The sequence below is a fragment of the Rhizobacter sp. Root1221 genome (genome assembly GCF_001425785.1).
Classification (GTDB): domain Bacteria; phylum Pseudomonadota; class Gammaproteobacteria; order Burkholderiales; family Burkholderiaceae_C; genus Rhizobacter.
This window is the reverse complement of sequence record NZ_LMDI01000001.1, coordinates 372,665-398,143: the sequence shown is the minus strand read 5'-3', so window position 1 is coordinate 398,143 and position 25,479 is coordinate 372,665. Positions and strand designations below refer to the sequence as shown.

25 protein-coding genes are annotated in these 25,479 nt (G+C 68.2%); 8 read left to right on the top strand and 17 right to left on the bottom strand.

Annotated elements, in window-relative coordinates:
• Positions 1-19: 19 nt before the first annotated feature.
• Positions 20-1,063: a LacI family DNA-binding transcriptional regulator gene (locus ASC87_RS01650; protein WP_056655564.1), complete on the bottom strand. Its 1,044-nt coding sequence runs from the start codon at positions 1,061-1,063 to the stop codon at positions 20-22.
• A 328-nt stretch (positions 1,064-1,391) separates the two neighbouring features.
• On the opposite strand from ASC87_RS01650, the gene ASC87_RS01645 reads away from it, so the two are divergent.
• Together ASC87_RS01645 and ASC87_RS01640 are read left to right on the top strand one after the other, a co-directional pair.
• The gene (locus ASC87_RS01645; RefSeq protein ID WP_082568293.1) at positions 1,392-2,555 is read left to right on the top strand and encodes a response regulator; all 1,164 of its coding nucleotides are present in this window, start codon (positions 1,392-1,394) and stop codon (positions 2,553-2,555) included.
• Positions 2,552-2,974 carry a response regulator gene (locus ASC87_RS01640; protein WP_056655558.1) on the top strand — a complete coding sequence of 141 codons (423 nt, stop codon included), beginning with the start codon at positions 2,552-2,554 and terminating at the stop codon, positions 2,972-2,974. The genes ASC87_RS01645 and ASC87_RS01640 overlap by 4 nt, the downstream gene beginning before the upstream one ends.
• 46 nt (positions 2,975-3,020) lie before the next feature.
• Here the strand turns inward: ASC87_RS01640 and ASC87_RS01635 are convergent, their stop codons facing one another.
• A complete protein-coding gene (locus tag ASC87_RS01635) occupies positions 3,021-4,082 on the bottom strand; it encodes an ABC transporter substrate-binding protein (protein ID WP_082568292.1) in 1,062 nt (353 codons plus the stop codon).
• A gap of 97 nt (positions 4,083-4,179) precedes the next feature.
• On the opposite strand from ASC87_RS01635, the gene ASC87_RS01630 reads away from it, so the two are divergent.
• Complete coding sequence (locus ASC87_RS01630) at positions 4,180-5,112, top strand: ABC transporter substrate-binding protein (RefSeq protein WP_235582013.1); 933 nt, start codon at positions 4,180-4,182, stop codon at positions 5,110-5,112.
• A gap of 9 nt (positions 5,113-5,121) precedes the next feature.
• The gene (locus ASC87_RS01625) at positions 5,122-6,915 is read left to right on the top strand and encodes a sensor histidine kinase (RefSeq protein WP_056655549.1); all 1,794 of its coding nucleotides are present in this window, start codon (positions 5,122-5,124) and stop codon (positions 6,913-6,915) included.
• Positions 6,916-6,982: 67 nt separating this feature from the next.
• On the opposite strand, the gene bla is transcribed toward ASC87_RS01625, so the two are convergent.
• Genes bla through ASC87_RS01585 form a run of 8 tightly spaced genes read right to left on the bottom strand, consistent with a single transcriptional unit; the run spans position 6,983 to position 14,564 of the window.
• Positions 6,983-7,894, bottom strand: coding sequence for a class A beta-lactamase (bla, locus tag ASC87_RS01620; protein ID WP_162255116.1), 912 nt, complete (start codon positions 7,892-7,894; stop codon positions 6,983-6,985).
• Positions 7,891-8,835, bottom strand: a complete 945-nt coding sequence (locus tag ASC87_RS01615; protein ID WP_369820723.1) for a pseudouridine synthase — start codon at positions 8,833-8,835, stop codon at positions 7,891-7,893. Before ASC87_RS01615 ends, bla begins: the two co-directional genes overlap by 4 nt.
• A gap of 10 nt (positions 8,836-8,845) precedes the next feature.
• Positions 8,846-9,637 (bottom strand): rhodanese-like domain-containing protein, encoded by a 792-nt coding sequence (locus ASC87_RS01610; RefSeq protein WP_056655540.1) that lies wholly within the window; start codon positions 9,635-9,637, stop codon positions 8,846-8,848.
• 10 nt (positions 9,638-9,647) lie between these two features.
• Complete coding sequence (locus tag ASC87_RS01605) at positions 9,648-10,901, bottom strand: putative Na+/H+ antiporter (RefSeq protein WP_056655536.1); 1,254 nt, start codon at positions 10,899-10,901, stop codon at positions 9,648-9,650.
• 26 nt (positions 10,902-10,927) lie between these two features.
• Positions 10,928-12,637 (bottom strand): TrkA family potassium uptake protein, encoded by a 1,710-nt coding sequence (locus ASC87_RS01600; protein WP_056655533.1) that lies wholly within the window; start codon positions 12,635-12,637, stop codon positions 10,928-10,930.
• The gene (locus tag ASC87_RS01595) at positions 12,634-13,014 is read right to left on the bottom strand and encodes a DUF6394 family protein (RefSeq protein WP_056655530.1); all 381 of its coding nucleotides are present in this window, start codon (positions 13,012-13,014) and stop codon (positions 12,634-12,636) included. Before ASC87_RS01595 ends, ASC87_RS01600 begins: the two co-directional genes overlap by 4 nt.
• Before the next feature lie 9 nt (positions 13,015-13,023).
• Positions 13,024-13,641 (bottom strand): phosphatidylcholine/phosphatidylserine synthase, encoded by a 618-nt coding sequence (locus ASC87_RS01590; RefSeq protein WP_056655528.1) that lies wholly within the window; start codon positions 13,639-13,641, stop codon positions 13,024-13,026.
• Between the two features lie 26 nt (positions 13,642-13,667).
• Positions 13,668-14,564, bottom strand: a complete 897-nt coding sequence (locus ASC87_RS01585; protein WP_056655525.1) for a DUF72 domain-containing protein — start codon at positions 14,562-14,564, stop codon at positions 13,668-13,670.
• An 82-nt stretch (positions 14,565-14,646) separates the two neighbouring features.
• Here ASC87_RS01585 and ASC87_RS01580 point away from each other — a divergent pair, with 82 nt between their 5' ends.
• Both ASC87_RS01580 and ASC87_RS01575 read left to right on the top strand, forming a co-directional pair.
• The gene (locus tag ASC87_RS01580; protein ID WP_056655522.1) at positions 14,647-16,704 is read left to right on the top strand and encodes an ATP-dependent helicase; all 2,058 of its coding nucleotides are present in this window, start codon (positions 14,647-14,649) and stop codon (positions 16,702-16,704) included.
• A gap of 251 nt (positions 16,705-16,955) precedes the next feature.
• Entirely contained in the window at positions 16,956-17,432 is a 477-nt protein-coding gene (locus ASC87_RS01575) for a CreA family protein (protein ID WP_082568289.1), read from the top strand.
• On the opposite strand, the gene ASC87_RS01570 is transcribed toward ASC87_RS01575, so the two are convergent.
• Positions 17,422-18,051 (bottom strand): LysE/ArgO family amino acid transporter, encoded by a 630-nt coding sequence (locus ASC87_RS01570; RefSeq protein ID WP_056655519.1) that lies wholly within the window; start codon positions 18,049-18,051, stop codon positions 17,422-17,424. The two genes, ASC87_RS01575 and ASC87_RS01570, sit on opposite strands and share 11 nt — an antisense overlap.
• Positions 18,052-18,122: 71 nt before the next feature.
• On the opposite strand from ASC87_RS01570, the gene ASC87_RS01565 reads away from it, so the two are divergent.
• A complete protein-coding gene (locus ASC87_RS01565) occupies positions 18,123-19,022 on the top strand; it encodes a LysR family transcriptional regulator ArgP (protein ID WP_056655516.1) in 900 nt (299 codons plus the stop codon).
• Here ASC87_RS01565 and ASC87_RS01560 read toward each other — a convergent pair.
• Positions 19,011-20,255, bottom strand: a complete 1,245-nt coding sequence (locus tag ASC87_RS01560; RefSeq protein ID WP_056655513.1) for a TIGR03862 family flavoprotein — start codon at positions 20,253-20,255, stop codon at positions 19,011-19,013. The two genes, ASC87_RS01565 and ASC87_RS01560, sit on opposite strands and share 12 nt — an antisense overlap.
• A 67-nt stretch (positions 20,256-20,322) precedes the next feature.
• Between ASC87_RS01560 and ASC87_RS01555 the strand changes: the two genes are divergently transcribed.
• Positions 20,323-21,291, top strand: a complete 969-nt coding sequence (locus tag ASC87_RS01555) for a magnesium and cobalt transport protein CorA (protein WP_056655509.1) — start codon at positions 20,323-20,325, stop codon at positions 21,289-21,291.
• A 4-nt stretch (positions 21,292-21,295) separates the two neighbouring features.
• On the opposite strand, the gene ASC87_RS01550 is transcribed toward ASC87_RS01555, so the two are convergent.
• Genes ASC87_RS01550 through ASC87_RS01530 form a run of 5 tightly spaced genes read right to left on the bottom strand, consistent with a single transcriptional unit; the run spans position 21,296 to position 25,434 of the window.
• Entirely contained in the window at positions 21,296-22,204 is a 909-nt protein-coding gene (locus ASC87_RS01550; protein ID WP_056655506.1) for an SDR family oxidoreductase, read from the bottom strand.
• 17 nt (positions 22,205-22,221) lie between these two features.
• A complete protein-coding gene (locus ASC87_RS01545) occupies positions 22,222-23,157 on the bottom strand; it encodes a glutathione S-transferase family protein (RefSeq protein WP_056655503.1) in 936 nt (311 codons plus the stop codon).
• 3 nt (positions 23,158-23,160) lie between these two features.
• On the bottom strand, positions 23,161-24,180 hold the full coding sequence (locus tag ASC87_RS01540; protein WP_056655500.1) for an NADP-dependent oxidoreductase: 1,020 nt from the start codon (positions 24,178-24,180) through the stop codon (positions 23,161-23,163).
• A 22-nt stretch (positions 24,181-24,202) separates the two neighbouring features.
• Positions 24,203-24,640 carry a PaaI family thioesterase gene (locus ASC87_RS01535; RefSeq protein WP_056655497.1) on the bottom strand — a complete coding sequence of 146 codons (438 nt, stop codon included), beginning with the start codon at positions 24,638-24,640 and terminating at the stop codon, positions 24,203-24,205.
• Positions 24,641-24,642: 2 nt separating this feature from the next.
• Positions 24,643-25,434 carry an SDR family oxidoreductase gene (locus ASC87_RS01530; RefSeq protein WP_056655494.1) on the bottom strand — a complete coding sequence of 264 codons (792 nt, stop codon included), beginning with the start codon at positions 25,432-25,434 and terminating at the stop codon, positions 24,643-24,645.
• Positions 25,435-25,479 lie beyond the last annotated feature (45 nt).

Genomic DNA, 25,479 nt, shown 5'->3' with positions numbered 1-25,479 from the left:
CCGCTGCCCGGCGGTGGGGTCACACCGAGTCGCGTTCGACGATCGAGAACCCGATGTCGACGACGCGGGTGGCCACGTCCCGGCCCTCGGCCCGGTCCACGATGAACTGCGCGGCCTGCTGCCCGATGCGCGAGCCGTCCACCCGCACGGTGGTGAGCGCCGGGTGCAGGTCGCCTGACATGGACAGGTCACCGAACCCCATCACCCCCAGGCGCCCGGGCACGTCGATGCCTTGCGACTGGGCCTCGATCAGCACCCCGAGCGCCAGCAGGTCCGAGCTGCAGAAGATGGCGTCCGTGGCGGGGTCTTGTTCGAGCAGGGTGCGCAGGCCACGGCGGCCGCTGGCCAGCGTGGTGGGCGCAGGCACCAGGTGCACGATGGGCTCGGCATGCCCGAGTTCGAGCGCGCGCTGCACGAATGCGGCGTTGCGGCGGTGCGAACGTTCGTCGTCGCCGCCGATCAGCGCGATGCGGCGCCGCCCGTGGTCATGCAGGAACTGGCACACCGCGCGGCCCACGTCCACGTGTGAGAAACCCACCAGCATGTCGAGCGGGTCCGGCGTCAGGTCCCAGGTCTCGACGATGGGAATGCCCGAGGCCAGCAGCCGCTGGCGCCCTTCGTCCGTGTGGCTGATGCCGGTGAGCACGATGCCGTCGGGGCGGCGGCCGATGATGGCGTCCAGCAGGTCGTCCTCGCGGGATTCCTTGTAGCCGCTCTGGCCCAGCATCAGCTGGTAGCCCTTCGCGGCCAGGGCCGCGGTGAGCGACTCGACCGTCTCCAGGAACACCGGGCCGGACAGCGTGGGGATCACCGCGGCAACGAGCCGGCTCTTGTTGGACCGCAGCCCGCCCGCCAGCAGGTTGGGCACGTAGCCGGTGGCCGCGATGGCCTTGCGCACCTTCTCGAGCGTGGCCGCCGGCACCTGGTCCGGCTTGTTCACCGCGCGCGAGACGGTCATTGCCGACACCCCGGCGATGCGGGCAACGTCATTCACGGTGGCGCGCCGGGGGCGGACCGGCCGCTCGGCGGGTGGGAACTTGGGGTCGGTGGGCGGGGTGCTCATAGGGCGCGGATGTTACCTGCCGGCGGCGCACCCCGATGGGGCTCCCCGAGCATTGGCCGAGATTCAGGAAGTTCCCTCCAGAAAGTGAGCCAAGTGCCTTGGCCACAAAGACTTTCTGACCTCGGTTTTCCTGCCGCTCAGGCCGCATTCGCAGCCCGCCTCTTGAAGCCGAACCTCTCCGATACCGGGGACGCTCCCCTACTCGTACCCACTCTTGGAGGCGCTGCCGGAATGTTCTACTATGAACCGGTAGGCTGGCCGGACATTCGATGGGAGACCGAGTGCCGGCCGACTGCAAGGTCGTTTGTATGTACCTGGCGCTGTACCCATGAAACCAGTCTCCCTCCTGATCGTGGAGGACGAAGCCGTGGTGGCGGCCGATCTCCAGATGCGGCTGGAGCGCAGCGGCCACGCTGTTTGCGGCATCGCCGCGTCGGGCGAACAAGCCCTCAAGCTCGCGCGCCAGCATCGGCCAGACTTGGCGCTCATGGACATCCGGCTCCAAGGCGCGATGGACGGCATCGAGACCGCGCACGTCCTCCGCACCGAACTGGACGTGGCCGTGATCTACCTGACCGCGCACTCCGACGTTTCCACGCTCAATCGCGCCAAGGTCACGGCACCCTACGGCTATTTGCTCAAACCGTTTCAGGAACGTGAGTTGCAGATCACGATCGAGGTGGCGCTGACCAGGCATGAAGCCGAACGCCAAATCGCAGCCGCCGACCTTGAGATTCGCCGCCTCAACGCAAGCCTCGAACAACGTGTCCGCGAACGCACCGCGGCGTTGGAAGACGCACTCGCCGAGATCGAAACCATCGTCCATGCCGTAGCGCACCATCTGCGCTCCCCGCTGCGCGCAATGGAGGGTTTTTCGTATCTGCTGACGACTCAGCATGCCGCGAGCCTCCCGGACTCGGCCAAGCGAATTCCACAAGTCATCAGGAGCAGTGCGTGCCGGGCCGAACGGCTCGTCGACGACTTGCTGTCCTTCCTCGAGCTCCGCCAGCAACCCGTGAATTGCCAACGCGTCGACATCGCCGCGCTCGCACGTGAAGTGTTCGCCGAGAAGATTCCTGTTGAGGCACGCGGTCCGCTGATGCAAGTCGAGGTCGAAAACCTTCCGGCGGGATGGGCTGACCCCACGCTGCTCAAGCGGCTCCTCACCGAGCTGATTTCCAACTCGATCAAGTTCGCCCAGGCCGGCCGGCCGAACGTCATCACCATCGGCGCCCTCCCCTTGAGAGAATCCCCGCCAGGGAAACAGGTCTACTTTGTTCGCGACAACGGCATTGGCTTCGACGCGCCCTACTCCGACAAGTTGTTCGGGCTGTTCAACCAGCTCAACCTGCCAGAAGCGTACGAAGGAACAGGGGCCGGCCTGGCGAAGGCACGACGCATCATCGAACGCATGAATGGACACCTCTGGGCCGAACCCTTGCCGGAAGCCGGCTGCGTCTTCTTCTTCAGCCTTCCCAGCCCTCCGCCATGAACAACGGATCACCCGACATCCTGCTGGTTGAAGACAACCCCCTGGATGTGGAACTGGTGAGGTACGCCCGCGAGTTCAACGCGGCCACATCGACTCTCCACGTCGCCCGCGACGGTGTTGAAGCCGTGGCGTATCTGCTGGGCGATGGTTCCACGGGCGACGACACGCGGGGCTTGCCCAAGCTGGTGCTGCTCGACCTGCACCTCCCGAGGTTGACGGGCTTCGAGGTGCTTGCGCGGCTACGCTCGAATGCACGCACGCAAAGCCTTCCGGTCGTCATCCTGAGCTCGTCCGACGAGGAGTCGGACGTGCGCGAAGCGCTTCGGCTGGGTGCAAACGCCTACCTGCGCAAACCCTCGTCCCTTGTCGACCTCTGCGAGCTGATGACGCAGATCGAGCGGGATTGGTTGGGTTCGTGAAGTTCCCGAGCATCAAGTAGAGGCTGAGGGCCAACCGTCCCGGCGCTCAGCGCACCAGCGTGATGGCGCCGGGCGCCCCTTGTCGCAGCAGTGACGGTTCGACGAGATCCAGCGGATTCGGTATTTTTCCCTCGGGCTTGACGTGGCCTTCGCGCACCGCCCAGCGGGCCTGGCGGCCCATCGCGCCAATGAGCGCCTGGTCGAGCCGGATCCGGAAGTCGTGTTCCCTGAACTGGGCATCGGCGGCCCCAGGTTCCATTCCCAGGCGGTTCACGAGAATCTCGCGGGCCCTCGACGGCTCGTCGGCGATGAACTGCTGGGAACGCAACAGCGCGCGCAAGAGCCTTTGCATCTCATCCGAGCGCTTGGCGATCGCGCCGCGTGTTGTCACGAGACTGAAAAACTGCGTGTAGACGCGCGGATTCGGCATGCTCAGACCGTCGGTACCCAGCGACTTGAGGGCCGTCGCAGCATGCGGTTCCCAGATGGCAATGGCATCGACCTCGCCGCGGGCGAGCGCTCCGGCCAACTGGTCGGGACCGAGCGCAACCAGGCTGATGTCACCCGCAGAGAGGCCATGAAACAAGAGCCAGCTGTCCAGGAAAAATTCGGCCGACGTTCCCAAGACGGTGCCAACGCGCTTTCCACGCAGCTGACCGGGCGCCGTGACGCCCGCGCTGCGGCGCGCGATCAGTTTGATCTGATGCGACGACGCACTGATCGTCGCGATGATTGCGAGATCTGCACGGCTGAAGCTGCCCAAGGTGACGACCAGTTCTGCGGCCGTGGCGAGGTCGGCTCCTGCGTCGAGCATCTCGACGCAGGAGCGCCCGCTTGTGCAATCGCGGACGCGAACGATCAGGCCTTCCCGCTCGAAGTAGCCATTGGTCTCGGCGACCCAGACCGTCAGCGACACCGGGCCGTGGGACACGGCAAGCGTGAGCGGCTCAGCAGCCCAGGTACTGACATGCAGCCATACCGCCAGAACCGCCACGCCTGCCAGCCGGCAGGCGCCGCGCCCGCGGTTGCCGAGCGCTGCTACGCGGTGGGCGGTGGTTGACGTCATACAGGTGTGCGAATCATCGAATGTCGCATTGACATTGTCCATGAGCGTTCCGATTCGTGATCAACTATCGGTCGTGGTACCCGGGAAACCTCCAATGACTGCTTCGACCCCTACCCGGTGGCTCTTGGGCTTGCTGCTGATGCTGCTGCCCCTGACGTTTGCATGGGCGGCTGGGCAGTTGACCTTCGCGGTGGCCCGCACGCCGATGAGCCTGCCCATCTACGTGGCCGAGGCAGAGGGCTACTTCGCGGCCGAGAAGGTTTCCGTGCGAATCGTCGACTGCGCGTTCGGAAAGGCGTGCCTGAGCGAACTGCTGAACGGCAAGGCGGCGCTCTGCACGGTAGCGGATTTGCCGATCGTCCTCGCGAGCTTCACAACGGACCGCTTTGCGATTCTTGCCACTCTCGCCGCGAACCGCAACGATGCCAAGATCATTGTGCGAAAAGGCGACAAGATTCGTTCGGCGGCAGATCTTTCCGGCCGCAGGGTAGGCACCGCGATGAGCACTTCGGCGCACTACTTCCTCGACTCGGCGGCGCTGCTGGCCGGCATCGACCCCGCCAGCATGAAAGTCTCGAACCTGCAGCCCGAAGACTGGTCTGCCAAGCTCCAGTCCAACGAAGTCGACGCGATTTCGGCTTTCGAGCCGTATGCCTTCAACGCGGTGCGCGCATTGGGCTCAGATGCTGTGGTCCTGCCTACGAAGCGCATCTACACCCTGTCGTGGAACGTCGTGGCTACCCGAGGCATTCTCGGCGACGAGGAGCACCAACTGGACGGCGTGCTGCGCGCACTGGACCGCGCCGTTCGGTCAATTCAAAGCGACCCCGCACGGGCCAAGATGCTCCTGAAGTCCAAGCTCGGCCTGGACGACGCCGCCATCGAATGGATGTGGCCGGACCTGATCTTCGGACTCTGGCTGGATCAATCGTTGATCAGCACGCTCGAAGGCGAGGCACGCTGGGCGGTGCGAGGCGGCCATGCGCACGGCCGTCTGCCGAACTACCTGCATTTCATCCACGAGGGTCCGTTGCGCGCAGTCAAGCCCGGCAACACGGCCATCGCCCGCTGACGGCGCTCCGTGAAGCTGCGTCAACTGTTCGCGGGACTGGTTGGTTTGGCGGCGGTGCTCGGCGTCGCCGCGCTGGCCGCGTTCGCCCTCACCGCGACAAAGGTCAACGCCCTCGCCAGTGAGCAGCGTCGCGCGCAATTCGTCGCACGTGAGGTCTCGGCGATCCTGGCGCTGACGCAAGAGTACGTGCTGCACGCCGAGGAACGCGCCGTTCAGCAGTGGCGCAAGCGCTTCGCGTCGCTGAATGATGCCTTGACGCATGAGGCGAGCGTGACCACCGATCAGCGTCACGCGGCGCCCGACCTCCTGGACGAAGCGAAGGCCTTGCCCGTCTTGTTCGATGCGCTGGTCGCGCTTTCGCCTGCCGATACCGCAGACGCGTTGAAGGTGAAACGGCGCGAGTTGTTCATCGACCGCCTCCTGTCGGAGACGCAGGCCATCGCGCAGGACGCCTACCAGTGGGAAGCCCAGGTCGCCGCATCGCGGGCGGCCATCGAGAGCCGGTTGATCGTCATGGCGATCACACTGCCGGCACTCCTGGCGCTGCTGTTTGCCGGCGCGGCGTGGCTGCTGGCACGCCGGATCCTCAAGCCGATCGGTGTTCTTCAGGGCGTCACGGCAATCGCAGCCACCGGTGACTTCTCGGTGCGCTGCGACAGCAGCGTGCGCGACGAGGTCGGCGACCTGGCACGCGGGTTCGACCACATGGCCAACGAGCTGCAGATCAGCACCCGCGCCATCAAGGGGGCCGAAGCCTTCTTGCGCAGCATCACCGACAACCTGCCGGTACGCATCGCCTACGTCGATCGTGAGTTGCGATATCGATTCGTCAACGAGCTCTGCTGCGAGCGACTGGGGCACAGGCGGGAAGCAATCATCGGTCGGACCCTCGCGGAACTGGCCAGCCAGGCCAACGACCCAGCCTACATGGCGCAAGTGACAGCGGTGCTCGGCGGCGAAGGGCGCAGGTTCGAGTTCTCGGAGCGGGTGGGCCGCCACGCCCTTTGCATCGAAACCAGCCTCGTTCCGGACCTCGCCCTCGACGGCACGGTCAAAGGATTCTTCTCGGTCGGGATCGACGTGACGGAGCGCAAGGAACAGCAGGCGAGGATCGAGACGGCGCTTCGAGAGAAGGAGACGCTGCTCAAGGAGATCCATCATCGCGTCAAGAACAACATGCAGGTCATCTCCAGCCTGCTGCAACTGCAAGCCAGCTATATCGAAGGGGCCGAGACCAGGGAAGTGTTCAACGAGAGCCAGGCGCGCATCAAGTCGATGGCGCTCGTTCATGAGAAGCTCTATCAGACGGTGGATCTTGCGCAAGTGGACTTCGCCGACTATGTGCACAGCCTGGTATCGATGCTGGTGGCGTCGAACACCATGCAAGCCGGCGAAGTGGCCGTTGACGTGCGGGCGCAGTCGCTGAAGCTGGACATCGAGCGCGCCATTCCGGCGGGGCTGATCCTCAACGAGTTGGTATCCAACAGCTTCAAGCACGCGTTCCCGCCCGGGCGTGCGGGGCGGCTCGAAGTCACGCTCACGGCGCATGCGGGAACGCTCGTGATGCTGGCGGTCCGCGATGACGGGGTGGGGCCCCCCGAGACGTTCGACCCGACGTCCAGCCCGACGCTAGGCTTGAGGCTGGTTCACATCCTGTCCGGCCAGCTCGGCGCCGTGCTTGCGTTTCACCACGACAAGGGCTTTGCCTGCGAGCTCACATTCGATCGGCTCGGAGACTCATCGAGAATCCGTGAACGCGAAATGCAAGATGCCGGGGCATCGGAGGGCGGAATGCGCTCTTGAGTCGGATACCCGAGCTGGGGAGCGACGGCGAACACCTGCGCCGGGCCGCACCCGGTCGACGGCACCGTCACTCGCGCGAGGAGGCCACGAAGGCCGCGGACGGCACCAGTTCCCGGGACACCAGGCGCGCCGCCACCGCATGCACCGCGTCCAGCGTGTCAGTGGGCGTGCCGGACCCGGACAGGTACACCGCCAGGATCAACGGGGCGCCGACGGTAGGCCACGCGATGGCCACGTCGTTGAACGCGCCGTTGGCACCTGACCCCGTCTTGTCGCCCACGCGCCAGGTGTCGGGCAGCCCGGCACGCAGCCGGCGCTTGCCGGTGGTGGACGCCACCATCCACGCACTGAGGTGGGCCTTCGACGCCACCGACAGCCGCCGGCCGAGCAGCAGCGTGCGCAGCGTGCGCCCCATCGCGAGCGGCGTGGTGGTGTCGCGGAGGTCGCCGGGCAGGTTCGAATTCAGTTCGGGCTCGGTGCGGTCGAGCCGGGTGGTGAGGTCGCCGGTCTCGCGCACGAAATCGGTCACGCCGGACGGGCCGCCCACCAGTGGCAGCAGCAGGTTGGCGGCCGGGTTGTCGCTGACCTCGAGGGTGGCGGCAAGCAGGTCGCGCACGCTCATGCGGCCCTCGGCCACGCGAAGGGACGTGACTGGCGCGTGGGGCACCAGGTCGCGGCGGCTGAACGCCACGGTCTGGTCGAGGCTCAGTTCGCCGTTGTCGACCCGCGCCAGCACCGCCGCGGCCAGCAGCACCTTGAAGGTGGAGCACATCGCAAACCGGCTCTCGGCGTTGAAGCTGATGAAGTCGCCACTGCCGGTGTTCTGGGCGAACACCCCGAGCTTTCCGCCCGCACGGGCCTGGAGTGCCGAGAGCGGCCCGTTCAGGTCGATTTCGGTGCCGAACGCGGTGGCGCAGCCGGGCAGAAGCCAGGGTACGGAGCAGGCCAGCACGGCCCTGCGGGTCACGTCAAACGTCACGAGGCGTCCTCCTTGTCGCAGGGCGCATCATGCCCAAGTTCCGCAGCCGACAACACAAGGCGGCTTTCGAAATGCCGGTGCTGGCCCGTCGCCGGGTCGGTGAAGGTGATCGACCGGGCCAGCAGCTGGAGCGGCCGGGAGAAATCCTGGGTGGTGCCGTCGGCCTCGTGGGGCCACAGCACCGGGTAGATCCGGTCGTTCACCAGCGGCAGCCCGAGCGCTGCCATGTGCACCCGCAACTGGTGGCGCCGGCCCGTGAGCGGACGAAGCCGGTACAGCGCCTGGCCATCGCCACACGCCCTCACCCATGCGATGGCGGTTTCCGCGTTCGGTTCACCCGGCACCTCGGCCATCTGCATGAACGACCCGGCCGACTCCACCATGCGGCTGCGGCGCACCTGCGGCATGGGCACCTCCCGCCGGTCGGCCGCCACCGCCTCGTACACCTTCTCGACCGCGCGGTGCCGGAACAGCGCGTGGTACGCCGCCCGCTCCGCGGGCACCACGGCCAGCACCACGAGCCCGGCCGTTTCACGGTCCAGCCGGTGCACCGGCGACAGCGTGTCGATCCCCAGGCGCCGCCGGGCCCGGACCAGCACCGTCTCCTGCAGGTAGCGGCCGCCCGGCGTGACGGGCAGGAAGTGCGGTTTGTCGATCACGACGATGTGGTCGTCCTGGAACAGCACCGTGTCATCGAACGGCACGCGGGGTTCGGCCGGCACGTGACGATAGTAGTAGACCTTCAGGTGCGCGCGGTAGCCGCGATCGGCATCCACGCGTTCGCCCGCCTCGTCCACCACGTCGCCACACGCCATGCGCCCGAGCCAGTCGGCCGCAGGCACCGCGGGGAAGCGATCGATCAGGAACGCGGCAATGGTGGGCCAGGGGCCCGGCGGCAGCGCGATGCAGCTTGCCCCCACGCCATCGCGGGCGGGCAGCACGCGGGAGGAATCAACCCGCGGCATCGAGGCGTCGTGCCCGCGCGAGGCGCCAGGCGTCGGCCGGGTCGCCGGCGTAGACGTCCTCGAGCGTCGTGCCCGTCTCCTGCAGGTGGGTGTCGAGGGCGATGCGGTTGTCGAACACGAAACACTCGCCGGCCCAGTCGCGGGCCGCGTCGGGCAGGCGTTCGAAGTAGTTCAGGATGCCACCGTCGAGCCGCAGCACGTCGAGCCCGAGGCCGGCCATCCAGCCGCTGGTCTTGTCGCAGCGGATGCCGCCGGTGCAGTACATCGCCACGCGCCGCCCTTCGGCTTTCCACTGCGCGGCGTGCGCCTCGACGTACTCGGGGAAGTCGCGGAAGTGGTGCACACCGGGGTCGACCGCACCCTTGAAGTGGCCCAGGCGGTATTCGAACGCGTTGCGGTTGTCGAGCACCACCACGTCGTCGCGTCCCATCAGGTCGCGCCAGGCCTCGGGGCTGACGGCGGTGCCGGCCATCGCCTCGCCACCTCCCCGCCCCACGGCCACGATCTCCGGCTTGCGGTGCACCTTCATGCGGGCAAAAGGCGGTGTGGTGCACGCGGTGCGCCGGAACACCATGCCGGCAAACCGGGCGTCCGCCGTCAGCGCCGCCTCGAACGCATCGAGCGCGGGCGCGGGTCCGGCCAGCACGCCGTTGATCCCCTCCTCGGCCACCAGCACGCTGCCGGTGAGGTCGCGGGTCAGGTGGCGGAGGTGGTCGGCGAACGCGTCGGCGTCGGTCAGTGCAACGAACCGGTAGAAGGCGATGTGGAACAGCGGCATGGCGCCATTTTCACAGGAACAGCAAGGCCGCCATGGCCACGAGCGTGGGCGGGATGGCGCCCAGCAGCAAGGCCCCCGCCCCCACCGACTCGTCCTGGAACCCCCGCTTGAGCAGTGCCACCCCGGCCGGATTGGGTGCGTTGGCGATGACGGTGAGCCCACCGCCCGCCACCGCACCGGCCATCAGCATGTACTTCGATTCCCCGGACAGGCCCGCGATGAGCGACCCCAGGTAGGTGAGTGCGGCGTTGTCGGTGATGGCGGTGAGGGCCGTGGCACCGAAAAAGAGCCCGAGTGGCGAGAGGCCGGACACCAGCGGCTGCAACCACCACGACTGCAGCCCGCCGAGCACGACGAGGCCCGCCAGGAAAAACCCGACGAGCCCGGCCTCCTTGATGATCAACGGGCTCTGGTAGCGCTCGTACGACTGGGCGAAACCGAGGAACATCGCGAACAGCCCGAGGAAAATCACCGGGTGGTGCGCGAACGCCACGACGGCGGCCAGGAACACCACGTGCACCAGAACAACCGGCCACGGCACGCGGTCGGGCGGCGCGGCATCGGTGGCGTGGGTGGGCAGGTGGTGCCGCATGGCCCAGGTCACCGCGGTGGCGTTGACCAGCACCGCAATGGCCGACTTCCAGCCGAAGTGGGTCAGCATGAACAGCGAATCCCATTGCCAGATGCCCGCCACCATCAGCACCGGGGGGGCGGCGTACGACGTGAGCGTGCCGCCGATGGAGACGTTGACGAACAACACCCCCAGCGCCGCATATTTCAGGCGCTCCGGCATGCCGTTGTGGAAGGCGAGCGGCGCCGCGGCCAGCGCGGAGAGGGTCATCGCCGCCGGCTCGGTGATCAGCGAGCCGAGCAGCGGGCCCAGCGACAGCGCGATCCACACCTGGGCCACGGCCGGCCGCACCGGCAGGCAACGCGCCAGCGCGAACATGGCCTGCATCACCGCGGCCAGCACCGGACGCGACGCCGCCACCACCATGACGACGAACACGAACAGCGGCTCGGCGTATTGGCGCGACTCCGCATAGGCCACGGCCTCGGCGCCACCGGCCAGCCATGCGAGCAGGAACACGAGCACGATGGCCCAGAAGCCGAACACCACCTCGACCTCGCCGAGCAGGTGGATCAGGCCGGCATGCCGCGGGAACCGGCGGGCCAGGCGGTCGATCTGGCGGCTGGCGAACGTGTGCACCAGCGCCACGGCAAACACGATGGCCGCGGCCCATTGGACGGTGCTGCTGTTCAACCGGGAATCTCCGAAAGCATGGCGGCTCAGGCGGCGTCAGGCAACGGCGGCCACGGCACGCGCCGGTTCGAGTCGATGCCGTCGAGCACGTAGGCGAGCACTGTGTCGTCGCGCACGGTCCAGCGCATGCGGTTGGTGGCGATGCCCCGGCCGCACAACAGCAATCGGTCGCCTTCGGCCAGGGGTTCGTCGTCCGACGGGAGCAGCACCTTCTCCTGTGCCCGCTGCAGCAGCAAGGGCACGGCGCGCAGGCGGAGCGCCCGGTTGTCGGGCGCCTTCATCACGTCACCCACGGTCACGGCATGGCCGGCCCGCAGCGAGCCGACCACCGCCGGCGCCTCGTGGGCGTCCATGGACACCGACCAGCTCTCGACCGTGTCCTCGCCGATGTGCTCGCGCATGGCCATCAACAGGCCGTGGGCCCACTCTTCCTTCTGCTGCCGCGCGAGGCGCATGAAGTACGACAGCTGCGGCGCCCGGATGATGCGCAGCACCTCGGCCGCCACCACGTAGCCGGAGAGCACGCTCAGGTCCACCGGTGCGGCCCGGAACATGGGGCTGTTGCGGCGTTCGTTCTGGCGCACGGCCATGAACACGTCGGTGCGGACCTTGCGGGCAGCAAGGCAGGCGGTGAGGTTCTCGGTGTCGTCGGGGCCGCACACCACCACGCCGCCGGCGGTCTCGATGCCCGCGGCACGCCACGTGTCCATGTGCGCGGGGGAGTCGGTCACCGCGCCGTCGGGCAGGTCGGCGTCGGGGTCCTGCTCGATCACGGTGACCTGGACGCCGATGCGCTCCAGGTGGCGCCGCACCGTGCGGCCATAGGGCCCATGGCCGCAGACGATCCACCGACCGAGCGGCAGCGCGCGCGGCGTGCCCATCGCGTTGGCGCTCTGGATGGTGAGCGACTCGTAGATGATGTGCAGGCTGGGCGCTTGCAGCGCGAGGGTCAGACGCTCGGCAAAGGTGTCGAACGGGTTGATGATGTGGTCGGCGCCCACCGCCGCCATCTCCGGCTGCTTCTGGTGCGAACGCGCCGCGCAGATGATGACGCTGCGCGGGTTCAGCAACCGCGCAGCGAGGGCCACGTCGACGTTGACGCCATCGTCCCCGGTGAGCGCCAGTACCCCCACGCAGTTCGGGTTCGCGAGCCCGGCCAGCGTCAGCGCCCGCGGGTCGCTGGCGTCTCCGTGGAGCGCGGGCACTGGCAGGCGCAGGTTGTCCACCTCCACGGCGTCCACGCGGGTGAGGTCGTGGTCCACCACCACCAGCCGCACGCCGCTCTCGGCCAGCTCGCGTGCCACCAGCGTGCCGGAGTCGTCGTAGCCGCACAGCAGGTAGAACGGCTCGGTCAGGCGCCGCACGCCGCCCGAGGCGCGGGTCTCGTGGATGATGCGGCGAAAGAGCGGGTCCTGCAGCGTGCTGAACACGGCCCCGATGGCGTAGAGCCAGGCCATCACCGTGGTGTAGATGGACAGCAGCGCCCACAACCGCTGGGCATCGGAGAACGGGTGGGGAATCTCGCCCAGGCCGATCGTGGTGCCGAGGAAACTCACGAAGTAGACGGCGTGGAAGAAGGTCATCTGCCACGGGCGGCCATCAGGCGTGGTGCCCCAGACCAGCGTGAAGCCCACGATGGCCACCGCGTACACGCAGATGAGCAGGACCAGCGGCACCCGGAGGCGCCGCAGCAGGATGAAGACACCGCGCTGGGCGCGGCCGTCGGTGCCGATCATCGCCGCAGGCTGGCCGTCTCGATGATGAGCAACACGACCGACACCACGTTGGCCGCGAGCGCCCCGATGGCCAGCGACACCACGGTCACCGTGTCGTGCACCGACATCACGGAGCCATCGAGCGAGGCATACGTCCAGAACAGCGCCGCGGCGATGAGCTGCACGTCGGCCACGAGGCTGGTGGCGAGCATGGTGGAGCCGAGCTGCGAACGGTCGCCGAACTTCATCACCGTGGCGATGAGGCTCACCACCAGGGAGGCGAACAGTTCGTAGCGGTTGTGGTGGGCGATCACCGTGATGTCGCCCACGACGAAGCCGAAGTTCAGTGTGAGGGCGAGGACGATGACAACCGCGAACAGGATCTTGTCGAAGCTCATGGGGGGATCTCAGAGCTTCGGGATGCGGATGCGGCTGACCATCAGCGAGCCCGACAACGCGAACATCAGCACCAGGGGGTGGAGCTTGAGCCCGCCGATCTCGAGCATGCCGAACCAGAGTTGATCGCCAATGGCCCCCTGCCACGCGGCGAACGCGATGACGATCACGAGGGCCAGCGACGTGGGGATGGGGGTGCCTTCGAAGTACTTGACCTTGTCACCCCCTTCGGACAGCGCCTCGGCGGTGACGTTGTAGCGTGCCAGGCGCGACACGCCCGCTGCCACGAAAAACACCAGCACGATGCGGTCGTAGAAGCCCTGCATGCCGGCGCCGTAGGCGATCACCGCGGGCGCCACGCCGAACGAGATCACGTCGGCCAGCGAGTCGAGTTCGCGGCCCATCGCGGAGCTGCGCTGGCGCCAGCGGGCGATGCGCCCGTCGAGCACATCGAACACGAGGGCGAGCGGGATGAGCGAACACGCGAAGTAGAGGTGGATGACCTCGCGCGTCTGCAGGTAGGTCATGACCGAGAACAGCGCCCCGACACCACAGAACGCGTTCGCGAGGGTGAACCAATCGGCGAGGTGGAACTCGCGGATCATGGAGAAGGGTTTGGCTTTTTGCATGCGCGAAGCATAGACCAGACTAGCCGTCAGATCCCCAGGATCGCCATCAGGCTTTTGGCGTTGCGTTGCCCCTGGTCTTCCATGTTGTTGTTGAAGACGACGTGCGTGAACACCCCGTCGAGCGACAGCTGGCGGATGTTCGCCGCGAGGCCCTCGAGTTCGTTGTCCGGGTAGTCGTAGTTGAAACGGTCGGACGATGCAGTGCCTCCCGGCAGGTTCCACGTGCCGGCGTTGCGGCCATGCAGGCGCACCAGGGCACCTGCCGGGTGGGACCGGGCCCACACGGCCGGCACGCTGTTGTCGAAACCCTGCGGCTCGTCCACGACGGTGTGCACCACCGCGAGGTCACGTTCGAACGCGAGGGTCTCGTCCGCCTGGCCACCGGCGAACCACGATGCATGCCGGAACTCGACACTGACCGTGTGGCCGGCCATGTGCTCCACGCAGTGCGCCACATGGCTGCGGCCGGCGGCGCCGCAGCGCACCCAGGGCGGGAACTGGAAATGCACGAGGCCCAGCCGCCCGGCCGCCTTCAGCGGCGCCAGCGCCTCGATGAAGCGGCGCCACAGCTCGTCGCGCAGGGCCGGCGGCACGTCTTTGTAATAGAGCTGCCGGCGTGCCGCGGCCGGGCCCAACTGGGCCTGGATGTCCTTGTGCAACACGGTGGGCGACGTCTGGTGGCCCGTGAACAGCCGGAACGACTTCACGTTCATCGTGAAGGTGTCGGGCGTGCGCTCGGCCCAGCGCTGGGCGTTCGCAGGCGTGGGCATGGCGTAGTAGCTCGAGTCGACCTCCACCAGCGGGAACACCGACGCGTAGTGCCGCAGCCGCCCCTCGGGTGTGCGCGCATGCGGCGGGTAGAACCGGCCGCAGTCGATCAGGGTCTTGTCCGTCCAGGACGCGGTGCCGACGAGAACAGGCATGCCGTTCGCTCCTTGCGTTGCGGGCCTCGCGGCCTGTTTTTTCATACAGTATAAGATCGCAGGACAGCTTCGATCCACCCCGATGAACCCCGCCCCGCCCGACCCCTTCGCCACGCTGAACGACGCCCAGCGCGACGCGGTGACGCACGGCCTCGACGGCGACCCGCGGCCCCTGCTCGTCATTGCCGGGGCCGGCTCCGGCAAGACCATGACCCTCGCCGCGCGGGTGGCCCGGCTGGTGCTGGCCGGCACCGACCCGCAGCGCATCCTGATGCTCACCTTCTCGCGCCGCGCGGCCGGCGAGATGGAACGCCGGGTGGGCCGCGTGCTTCACCAGGCGCTCGGGTTCAAGTCCACGCAGCAGCCGCCCGCGTTCCACTGGGCTGGCACCTTCCACGCCATCGGCGCCCGCCTGTTGCGGGAACACGCCGGGCAGATCGGGCTGTCCGAGTCGTTCACCATCCTGGACCGGGCCGATGCCGAGGACCAGATGGGCCTCGTGCGCCAGGAACTCGGCCTGGCGGCCACGAAAAATCGCTTCCCGCTGAAGGGCACCTGCCTGTCCATCTACTCTCGCGTGGTGAACAGCCAGGCCACGCTGGGCACCGTGCTGCAAACGGTGTTCCCGTGGTGCCGGGTGTGGGAGGACGAACTCAAGCGCCTTTTCCAGGCGTATGTGGCGGCGAAGCAGACGCAGCATGTGCTGGACTATGACGACCTGCTGCTCTACTGGGCCCAGATGATGACCGACCCCGGCATCGCGCACGCGGTGGGCGCGCGGTTCGACCACGTGCTGGTGGACGAATACCAGGACACCAACCGCCTGCAGGCCGCCATCCTGATGGCGATGAAACCCGACGGCCGCGGGCTCACCGTGGTGGGCGACGACGCGCAATCGATCTACGCCTTCCGCGCGGCCGAAGTGCGCAACATCCTCGACTTCCCGCAGCAGTTCACGCCCGCCGCGCGGGTGGTGGCCCTCGAGCAGAACTACCGGTCCACCCAACCCATCCTCGATGCCTCCAACGCGGTGATTGCCCAGGCCGCCGACCGCTTTCCCAAACGACTCTGGAGTGACCGCGCCGCGTCGTCACGGCCGGCGCTGGTCACGGTGCCTGACGAAGCGCAGCAGGCCACGTGGGTGGCCGACCAGGTGCTGCAACAACGCGAACAGGGCCTCACGCTCAAGTCACAGGCCGTGCTGTTCCGGGCCTCGCACCACAGCGCCGCACTGGAACTCGAACTCACGCGCCGCAATATCCCGTTCGTCAAGTTCGGCGGACTCAAGTTCCTCGAAGCCGCCCACGTGAAGGACGTGCTCTCGGTGTTGCGCTGGGCCCAGAACCCGCGCAGCCGGCTCGCCGGATTTCGCGTGGCACAGCGGGTCGAAGGCATCGGGCCCGCCAGCGCGCGGCGCCTGCTGGACACGATGGAGGCCGCCCCCGATCCCGCCGCCGCACTGCGCGACTTCAAGCCGCCGGCAGCCGCACGCGAGGCCTGGGCCGACTTCGCCACCACGTGGACCACGCTGCACACCGCCTCGACGTGGCCGGGTGACCTGGACGCGGTCAACCGCTGGTATGCACCGCAACTGCAGCGATTGTTCGACGACGCCGCGGTGCGCGAGGCCGACCTGGCCCAGCTGGCCCGCATCGCCGGGGGGTACACCTCACGCGAACGGTTCCTCACCGAACTGACCCTCGACCCGCCCGACGCCACCAGCGACGAAGCCGGCGCGCCACACCGCGACGAGGACTACCTGATCCTCTCCACCATCCACTCGGCCAAGGGCCAGGAGTGGCAATCGGTGCACGTGCTGAACGTGGTGGACGGTTGCCTGCCGTCGGACATGGCCACGGGCCATGCGGCCGAGATCGAGGAGGAGCGCCGCCTGCTGTACGTGGCGATGACACGGGCCAAGCGGCAACTGAGCCTGATGGTGCCGCAGCGGTTCTACGTGCACCAGCAGGCCGGGCATGGCGACCGTCACGTGTACGCGTCGCTGACCCGGTTCATTCCGCCCGGGGTGGCCGCACAGTTCGACTGGATCGGACCGGCCGCCGCGGCCGAACCCGTTGCAACGCTGGACGCCACACCCCGCATGGACGTGGCCTCGCGGATCCGGTCATTGTGGGACTGAGCGGTTGGCGCCCCGCCCTGCAAAAATTGCAAAAAAAAACGGACGGGGCCCGTTGGGCGCCCGTCCGTAGAAGAGACCGCAGTAGTTGGGGAGGGAGAGAGTCTGCGGCCCCGGGGAAAGCGAATCGTATGAGCGTGGAGAATCCGTGTGTGTAGGACATGGCCTCGAATTGGCGTACTTCCAGGGGCGCTCGCGTAACCTGCCGTTTCGGGTGCGTCATTTCGTTTATTGGCAAACAAAGGAGACACGGCATGAACAAGTTGGGGTGGTGGATGGTGGGCTGCATGGCATCGGCTGCGGCGGCGGTGCAGGCAGAACCGATCGGCGAGGTCGACACCGTGTTCAAGTGGATCGGCCCCGACCACAAGATCGTCGTCGACGCGTACGACGATCCGAAGGTGGCGGGCATCGCCTGCTACGTGTCGCGGGCGAAGACCGGCGGTGTCAAGGGGGCCGTGGGCCTGGCCGAGGACAAGGCCGAGGCGTCGATCGCTTGCCTGCAGGTGGGCCCGGTCAGTTTCGACAAGCCGCTTCCACAGCAAGAGGAAGTGTTCAGCGAACGCCTCTCCCTGGTATTCAAGAAGCTGCGCGTGGTGCGCATGGTGGACCGCCAGCGCAATGCACTGGTCTACCTCACCTACTCCGACCGCGTGATCGAAGGGTCACCCCAGAACAGCGTGGCCACGGTGTCGATCCCGCGCACCACGCCCATTCCGGTCAAGCGCTGAAGACCGACCACAGCAGGCCACCGCCGAGCGTGGCCATCACCGCGGCCACCACGGCGTCCAGCACGCGCCATGCGGCCGGCCGCTGGAACCACGGCGCCACGAGCCGTGCCCCGTAGCCGAGGGCAGCGAACCACACGCCGCTCGCGGACGCCGCACCGGCGGTGAAGTACCACTTCATCACACCGGCGTGTTGCGCGCCCACCGACCCCACCAGCACCACCGTGTCCAGGTAGGTGTGCGGGTTGAGCAGCGTGAACCCGGCGAGTTGCACCATCACGCGCGCCAGCGGCGTGGCGCCGCCCTCCCCCTGCGCCTGCAGCACCCCCGGGTGCAGCGCGCGCAAGGCCGCGCGTGCGCCGTAGCCCAGCAGGAACACCGCGCCCCCCACCGCCACCGCGGTGCCCACGGCCGGGTGGGCCGCCACCAGGCGCGCCATGCCACCCACGCCCGCGGCAATCAGCAGCAGGTCGGCCACGATGCAGAACACCACCACCGGCAACACGTGCTCGCGCCGCAGCCCCTGCCGCAACACGAAGGCGTTTTGTGCGCCGATGGCCACGATCAGGCCAAGCGTGAGCCCGAAGCCGGTGACGAACGATGACGAGTTGAGCTGTTCCATGACACGAGGATGCCCGTCCCCGATGAATTAGCCCAGTTAAACTTCCTTCAGTTCATTAAGGAAAACTGAACATGCTCGACTACGCTTCGTTGGCCGCGGTGAGCCAGGTCGTGCGCGACGGCAGTTTCGAGCGCGCCGCGCGGGCGCTGAATGTGACCTCGTCGGCGGTGTCGCAGCGTGTCAAGCTGCTGGAAGACCGCCTGGGCGTGGCGCTGATCGTGCGCGGCACACCCTGCGTGGCCACCGAGGCCGGGCGGCGCCTGTGCCGCCACGTCGAGCAGGTGGGCATGCTCGAACGCGACCTGCATCGCGCCATGCCGGCGCTCGGCCAACTGGACGACCCCGTGGCGCGGGTCACGCTGAAGGTGGCCGTGAACGCGGACAGCCTCGACGCGTGGTTCGTGGGCGCGGCGGCGCGCTTCTGCGAGCAGGAAGCCGCCCTCGTGGACGTGAGCCTCGACGACCAGGACCACACGGCCGAATGGCTTCGCACTGGCGCCGTGATCGCCGCCGTCACCGGCAGCGCCAAGCCCATCCAGGGGTGCCGCAGCATCCCGCTCGGGCACATGCCCTACGTGGCCACCGCGAGCCCGGCGTTCGTGAAGCGGTACTTCCGCGGCGGGGTCGATGCGGCCACCCTCGCGGAGGCCCCGTGCATGACCTTCAACCGGAAGGACACCCTGCAGGCCGACTGGATGAAGCGGGTGTGCGGCCGGCTGGTGCAGGTGCCGCGGCACTGGCTGCCGTCGTCACAGGCTTTCGTGACGGGGGCGCTCGCCGGGCTCGGCTGGGGCATGAACCCGCGCATGTTCGTCGAGGACCACCTGCGGCGCGGGCGCCTGGTGCAACTGGTGCCCGACACCGACCTGCCGGTGGCACTGCACTGGCAGCACGCCCGGCTGCAGGTGCCCATGCTCGACCGGTTGACCGACGCGGTGGTGGCCGCCGCGCGCGCGACGTTAAGCCCGTGACAGCAACCAGTCGGCCGCCGCGTTCCCCGCGGCCCGTCCGGTGGCAAAGCAGGCGGTGAGCAGGTAGCCGCCCGTGGGCGCCTCCCAGTCCAGCATCTCGCCGGCCGCGAACAGGCCCGGCACGGCGCGCACACCCAGGCCGGCGTCCAGCCCGTCGAAGCGCACACCCCCGGCGCTGCTGATGGCCTCGTCGAGGGGGCGCGCTGCATCCACCGTGACGGGCAGCGCCTTGATGCGGGCAGCCAGCACGGCCGGGTCGTGCATGTCCGCCTTCGACACCAGCTCGTTCAGCAGCCCCGCCTTCACGCCCTGCAGCCCAAGCCGTGACTTCAGGTGGGTGGACAACGACCGCGACCCGCGCGGATGCGCCACCTCGGCCGTCACCCACTCGGCCGTGCGGCCCGGCAGCAGGTCGAGGTGGAACGTGGCGCGGCCCTGCGTGTCGATGGCATCCCGCAAGGCGGCCGATGCCGCGTAGACCAGGCTGCCCTCGATGCCGGTCTCGGTGACGACGAATTCACCGGCCTGGCGGAACCCCTCGAACGACAGCGCGACGGTTTTCACCGGTTCACCCGCGTGCCGCTCACGGAACAGCGCCGTCCACGCAGGCGCCACGTGGAAGCCGCAGTTCGACGGGCGCAGCGGCGCCACCGGTACCCCTCGGGCTTCGAGCAGCGGCGCCCATGCGCCGTCGGAACCGAGGCGGCGCCAGCTGCCGCCGCCCAGGGCCAGCACGACGGCGTCCACCTCCCGCTCGACGGCGCCGGCCGGGGTGTCGAACGCCAGCACATGGCGGTCGGGGGCGGCCCAGCCGGTCCAGCGGTGGCGCATCGACAGCGTCACACCGGCCGCACGCAGCCGCTGGAGCCACGCGCGCAGCAACGGCGCCGCCTTCATGTCGGTCGGGAACACCCGCCCCGAACTGCCCACGAAGGTGCCGATGCCCAGCCCGGCCGACCACGCCCGCAGCGCGTCGTTGCCGAAGGCCGCCACGAACGGCGCCAGTGCCTGCGCGCCGCGGCCATAGCGGGCCAGGAACGGCGCGGCCGGTTCGCTGTGCGTGAGGTTCAACCCCCCCTTGCCGGCCAGCAGGAACTTGCGGCCCACCGACGGCATGGCATCGAAGACTTCGACCGCCAGGCCTCGGGCGGCGAGCGCCTCAGCGGCCATCAGGCCCGCGGGGCCGGCGCCGATCACAGCAACACGGGGTGTGGGGGCGGAGGACAGGGTCATGGGAAGCGGCACAGCTGGAGGGACGGGAGCATGCGACCATTGTCGCCTCCTCCCACAGGGCACTGCCATGCTCATCAACTGCGTCGTCTACCAGGAAGGCCGCAAGATCGCCGACATCGATCCCGATGACATCAGCGATTACCTCGAACGGCCCGGATGTTTCGTCTGGGTGGCGTTCCGCGACGCCACCGCCGATGAACTCGCGAAGGTGCGTAGCGAGTTTCAACTGCACGAGCTGGCCGTGGAAGATGCCAGCAGCGGCCACCAGCGCCCGAAGATCGAGGAGTACGGCGACACGGTGTTCGCGGTGATCCAGACGGTCGAGCTGCTGCCAGGCGGCGAGATCCAGGTGGGCGAGGTCGACGTGTTCGTGGGGTCGAACTTCATCGTGTCGGTGCGCAACCGGTCCGAACACGCCCTGGTCGAGGTGCGAGAGCGCGCCGAACGCGAGCCCCACCTGTTGCGGACCGGGTCAGGCTTCGTGCTGTACGCGCTGATGGACGCCATCGTGGACCGCTACTTCCCGGTCATCGAGTCGCTCGAGAACGAGCTCGACGACATCGAGGGGCGCATCTTCACACCCGGCCAGGGCCGCCTGAACGTGGAGCGGCTCTATGCGCTCAAGCGGCGCATCACCACCGTGAAGCACGCCGTCACGCCGCTGCTCGAATCGGTGGGGCACCTCACGCGCGGCCGCGTGCCGAAAGTATGCGAAGGCAGCCGCGACTACTTCCGCGACGTGGTGGATCACCTGGCGCGCATCAACGCGGCCCTCGATAGCGTGCGCGACACCATCGGCACCGCGATCCAGGTGAACCTGTCGATGGTGACCATCGAGGAGGCCGAGACGTCGAAGCGGCTGGCCGCCTGGGCCGGCATCTTCGCGCTGGCCACCGTGTTCGCGGGCGTATGGGGCATGAACTTCGAGGTCATGCCCGAGCTGAAATGGGCGTGGGGTTACCCGGCGGCGCTGCTCACCATGGTGGTGTCGTGCGCGGTGCTGTACCGCCGGTTCCGCAAGACGGGCTGGCTGTAGGGGCTCAGTCGGCCGAACGCAGCGCCTTGCGCAGGTCGGCCCCCAACTCCGGGCGTGCCGCGAACGGGTCGCTCGGGTTGCGGCCGTTCAACACGTCGTCCAGGCGCACCTGCACACCGGCCAGCGCGTGCGCGTGGCTGTAGATGTAGAACCGTTCCTCGCGGATGGCGTTGAACACCGCTTCGGCGATGGTGGCGGCCGTGACCTTGCCGCTAGACACGGCCTTCGACGCCATGGCGCGGCCGATCAGCTGGCTCTTGGTCTGCGGCGCGTTGTCGCTCAACTCGGCCGGCCGGTTGCGCGCGCTGTCCGCGATGCCGGTGGGCACGAAGTACGGGCACAGCACCGAGGCGTGCACCTGGTCGGTCACGAGGCTCAGGTCCTGGTAGAGCGTTTCACTCAGGGCGACGACGGCATGCTTGCTGACGGAGTAGACGCCCATGTTCGGCGCGGACAACAGACCGGCCATCGACGCGGTGTTCACGATGTGGCCACGGTACGCGGGGTCGTTCTTCGCGGCCTCGAGCATCATGGGCGTGAACACGCGCACACCGTGCACCACCCCCATCAGGTTCACGCCCAGCACCCACTCCCAGTCCTTGACGGTGGATTCCCAGACCAGGCCCCCACCGCCCACGCCGGCGTTGTTGAACACGAAGTTGGGCGCGCCGAAACGCTCGAACGTGGCCGCACCCAGCGCCTCGACCTCGGCCGCCTTCGAGATGTCGATGCGGTAGGGCAGCACCTGCGCGCCCAGCGCCGTGATCTCGGCCGCGGCCTTGGTGAGTGCCTCTTGCTGCACGTCGGCCATCACGACGTTCATGCCCAGGCCGGCCGCGATGCGCGACACCTCGAACCCGAAGCCCGACGCCGCACCGGTGATGACGGCGGTGCCGCCCTTGAAGTTGTCCATGGTCGTCCCCTGCTGGTTCAAGTGGAAGTCTTCGGCGCCTTGACCTGGTAGCCGAGGCGTGGGAAGTGCACGTGCACGCGCCCTGCCCGCTCGTCCACCCGCTCGATCACCACCTCGGCCGGGGTGAGACCCACCAGCGTGCCCTCGTTGGGGTCGGTGCCGTAGTCGGTGGCCGACACGACCACCGGTGCACCCGCCTCGAACCCAAGGCCCGCGTCGACCTGCACGGGCGCGAAGGTGGTGCTCTGGCGCGCGATGCCGATGGCATCGGCACTCGACAGCGGCGACGGGGTGCCGTGCCCGAACGCGGAGACCCGGGTGTACCAGGCCGACAGCCGCGGATACGGCACGAACAGGTCGGCCAGCAGCGGCGCGCGCCGCAGGTGCCACACCGATTGCGCGGCCGACACGTCGGCGATGCACGGCACGGATCCGAGCAGGAACGGCCGGCCGTCGGCCAGCATGGATTCGAGCCACGCGAGCTGGCGGTGCAGGTGCACGCCCGTGTCGGCCGGCCCGGGGCGGGCTCGGCCCGCGGTCATCGCGGCGCGGTCGGCGCCAAACGCCTCCAGGAACTCGGGGCCGGCGTCGGACAGGCGCTGCGCGAGGCCGCCCACTTGCATCGCGTAGGGGATGGCGGCCCAGAACAGCGTGGCATCGGCCCAGCTGGACACCACGTGCTGCACACCGGTAAGTGCCGCGGGGTACAGCGACGGCTGCGGGGCCCGCTGCTCGAGCACGTCGCAGATCAGGGCGCTGTCGCAGTAGATGTCGGCCCCCACCTGCATGAACGGCGTGCGGCGGTAGCCCCCGGTGAGGGCCAGCACGTCGGGCTTCGGCAGCATCATCGGCACCTCGACCGTCTGGTACGCGATCGATTTGAGGCCCATGACCAGCCGCACTTTTTCCGAGAACGGCGAAGAGTCGAATTGGTGGAGGATGAGGTCGCTCATGGGTTACACCAGCTTCACGAGTTGCTTGCCGAAATTGCGGCCCTTGAGCAGGCCGAGGAACGCTTCCGGTGCGTCGGCGAGCGACGGGGCGAACGTCTCGCGGTATTTGAGCCGGCTGCCTGCCACCATGGCGCCCAGTTCGCCGAGCGCTTCGGGCCACACATCCATGTGTTCGCTGACGATGAAGCCCTCGACCTTCAGGCGCGACTGCAGGATCAGCTGCGGGTGGGCCATCGGGATGGGTTCGCCGTTGTAGCCGGAGATCATGCCGCAGAAGGCCATGCGGCCGAACGCGTTCATGCGCATCATCACGGCGTCGAGGATGGAGCCGCCCACGTTCTCGAAGTAGCCGTCGATGCCGTTGGGTGCGGCCTCCTTCAGTGCCGCCGCCAGCGACTTGGCGCCGGCGTGGGCCTTGTAGTCGATGCACGCGTCGAAGCCCAGTTCGTCGACCACGTACGCGCATTTGTCGGGGCCGCCGGCAATGCCCACCGCGCGGCAGCCGCGGGCCTTGGCGAGCTGGCCCACGGTGCCACCCACCGCGCCGCTGGCCGCGCTGACCACCACCGTCTCACCGGCCTTCGGCGCGATGATCCTGACGAGGCCGTACCACGCCGTGACACCGGGCATGCCCACCGCCCCCAGGTAGGCCGACAGCGGCACACGCGAGGTGTCGACCTTGCGCAGCACGCCGGGCTGTTTTGCATCGGCCAGGTGGTACTGCTGCCAGCCGCCCATGCCCACCACCTTGTCGCCGGGCCGGTACGAGGGGTGTTTCGATTCGACCACCTCACCCACCGTGCCGCCGATCATCACCTGGTCGAGCGGCTGCGGCTGGGCGTAGCTCTTGCCATCGTTCATGCGGCCGCGCATGTACGGGTCGAGCGACAGGTAGTGGTTGCGCACGAGCACCTGGCCGTCGCCCACGGCAGGCAGCGGCACGTTTTCCAGGCGGAAGTTGCTGGTGGAGGCTTCGCCGTCGGGCCGCGAGGCCAGCACGATGCGTTGGTAGGTGTTGCTCATCGGGAACTCCGGAAAGGTCGGATCAATCGGATGCGTCGGGACGCTGGATGCGGCGGCCCTGCGCGGGCAAGCCGTTGAGGTACTTGAACGTGCCGGTGGCGTGGCCCACGAGCGCGCCTTGTTCGTCGGTGACGGTGCCTTCGCAGAAGGCGAGCGAGGCCGTGCCATGGAGGATGCGTGCACGCGCCACCAGGCGGCCGAGGCCCGGCCGCATGAAACTCGTCTTCATCTCGATGGTGACCACGCCCTGCCCCGTGGGCTCGGCGCCCGGTTTCGGGCTGCGCGCCGCATGGGCCATCGCCACGTCGAGCAGCGTCATCGTCAACCCGCCGTGCGCCACCATCCACGAGTTGCACAGCTCGTCGCGCACGGTGACGGCGATCTCGGCTTCGCCGCTGTCGAACTTCAGCAATTCGAACCCGAGCAAGTCGACGAACGGGATGTGGCGGGGAAACTCCATCGTCACCCCCCGTGGATGGCCGTGACGCCGCCATCCACCGCGAGGATCTGGCCGGTGATGTGCTTGCCGGCGGCCGATGCGAACAGCAGCGCGGCGCCTTTCAGGTCGTCGTCGTCGCCGATGCGGCCGAGCGGGGCGTTGCCGGCCAGCTTGTCGGCGCCCACGCGGTCGATGGTGCCCTTGGTCATCCGGCTCGGGAACATGCCCGGGGCCAGCGCGTTGACGTTGATGTTGTGCCGGCCCCACTCGCCCGCCAGCGTGCGCGTGAAGTTCACCACGGCGCCCTTGCTGGTGCCATAGGCGATGTACTGGATCTCCTTCGATGAACCCGACAGCCCGGCGATGGACGCGAGGTTGATGATGCGGCCCTGGCGGCGCGGGATCATGCTCAGCTTGCCCACCGCCTGGCACATCAGGAAGATGCTACGGATGTTGAGGTTCATCACCTTGTCCCACGCCTCGAGCGGGTAGTCTTCCGCCGGGGCGCCCCAGGTGGCGCCAGCGTTGTTCACGAGGATGTCGATCTCGCCGAGCGCGGCCTTGGCCTGCATGGCCACGCGCTGCACTTCGTCGGGCACGCTGGCATCGGCGGCGATCCACTGCGCCTCGATGCCCAGGCCCGACAGGTGCGCCGCCGCCTCTTCGAGGTCGGAGGCCTTGCGGGAGGTCAGCAGCACGCGGGCACCAGCTTCGCCGAGCGCTTCGGCGATCTGCAGGCCGAGGCCGCGGGAACCACCGGTGATCAGGGCTGTCTTGCCGGTCAGGTCGAACAGGGTCTTGAGGGGGGTGCTCATGGGAATTCTCCGTGGTCTTCGATGATCGGCGATTTGCGCCGAACG

Bases quoted from the DNA above. Each gene is read 5' to 3' on its own strand.
- ASC87_RS01585 (WP_056655525.1), bottom strand. From the start codon at position 14,564: ATGCCTGTTCTCGTCGGCACCGCGTCCTGGACGGACAAGACCCTGATC.
- ASC87_RS01535 (WP_056655497.1), bottom strand. From the start codon at position 24,640: ATGGAGTTTCCCCGCCACATCCCGTTCGTCGACTTGCTCGGGTTCGAA.
- ASC87_RS01640 (WP_056655558.1), top strand. From the start codon at position 2,552: ATGAACAACGGATCACCCGACATCCTGCTGGTTGAAGACAACCCCCTG.
- ASC87_RS01610 (WP_056655540.1), bottom strand. From the start codon at position 9,637: ATGCCGCTGTTCCACATCGCCTTCTACCGGTTCGTTGCACTGACCGAC.
- ASC87_RS01590 (WP_056655528.1), bottom strand. From the start codon at position 13,641: ATGCAAAAAGCCAAACCCTTCTCCATGATCCGCGAGTTCCACCTCGCC.
- ASC87_RS01560 (WP_056655513.1), bottom strand. From the start codon at position 20,255: ATGACCCTGTCCTCCGCCCCCACACCCCGTGTTGCTGTGATCGGCGCC.
- ASC87_RS01575 (WP_082568289.1), top strand. From the start codon at position 16,956: ATGAACAAGTTGGGGTGGTGGATGGTGGGCTGCATGGCATCGGCTGCG.
- ASC87_RS01635 (WP_082568292.1), bottom strand. From the start codon at position 4,082: ATGGACAATGTCAATGCGACATTCGATGATTCGCACACCTGTATGACG.
- ASC87_RS01650 (WP_056655564.1), bottom strand. From the start codon at position 1,063: ATGAGCACCCCGCCCACCGACCCCAAGTTCCCACCCGCCGAGCGGCCG.
- ASC87_RS01545 (WP_056655503.1), bottom strand. From the start codon at position 23,157: ATGAGCGACCTCATCCTCCACCAATTCGACTCTTCGCCGTTCTCGGAA.
- ASC87_RS01530 (WP_056655494.1), bottom strand. From the start codon at position 25,434: ATGAGCACCCCCCTCAAGACCCTGTTCGACCTGACCGGCAAGACAGCC.
- ASC87_RS01595 (WP_056655530.1), bottom strand. From the start codon at position 13,014: ATGAGCTTCGACAAGATCCTGTTCGCGGTTGTCATCGTCCTCGCCCTC.
- ASC87_RS01645 (WP_082568293.1), top strand. From the start codon at position 1,392: ATGAAACCAGTCTCCCTCCTGATCGTGGAGGACGAAGCCGTGGTGGCG.
- ASC87_RS01570 (WP_056655519.1), bottom strand. From the start codon at position 18,051: ATGGAACAGCTCAACTCGTCATCGTTCGTCACCGGCTTCGGGCTCACG.
- ASC87_RS01565 (WP_056655516.1), top strand. From the start codon at position 18,123: ATGCTCGACTACGCTTCGTTGGCCGCGGTGAGCCAGGTCGTGCGCGAC.
- ASC87_RS01600 (WP_056655533.1), bottom strand. From the start codon at position 12,637: ATGATCGGCACCGACGGCCGCGCCCAGCGCGGTGTCTTCATCCTGCTG.
- ASC87_RS01555 (WP_056655509.1), top strand. From the start codon at position 20,323: ATGCTCATCAACTGCGTCGTCTACCAGGAAGGCCGCAAGATCGCCGAC.
- ASC87_RS01580 (WP_056655522.1), top strand. From the start codon at position 14,647: ATGAACCCCGCCCCGCCCGACCCCTTCGCCACGCTGAACGACGCCCAG.
- ASC87_RS01540 (WP_056655500.1), bottom strand. From the start codon at position 24,180: ATGAGCAACACCTACCAACGCATCGTGCTGGCCTCGCGGCCCGACGGC.
- ASC87_RS01550 (WP_056655506.1), bottom strand. From the start codon at position 22,204: ATGGACAACTTCAAGGGCGGCACCGCCGTCATCACCGGTGCGGCGTCG.
- ASC87_RS01630 (WP_235582013.1), top strand. From the start codon at position 4,180: ATGCTGCTGCCCCTGACGTTTGCATGGGCGGCTGGGCAGTTGACCTTC.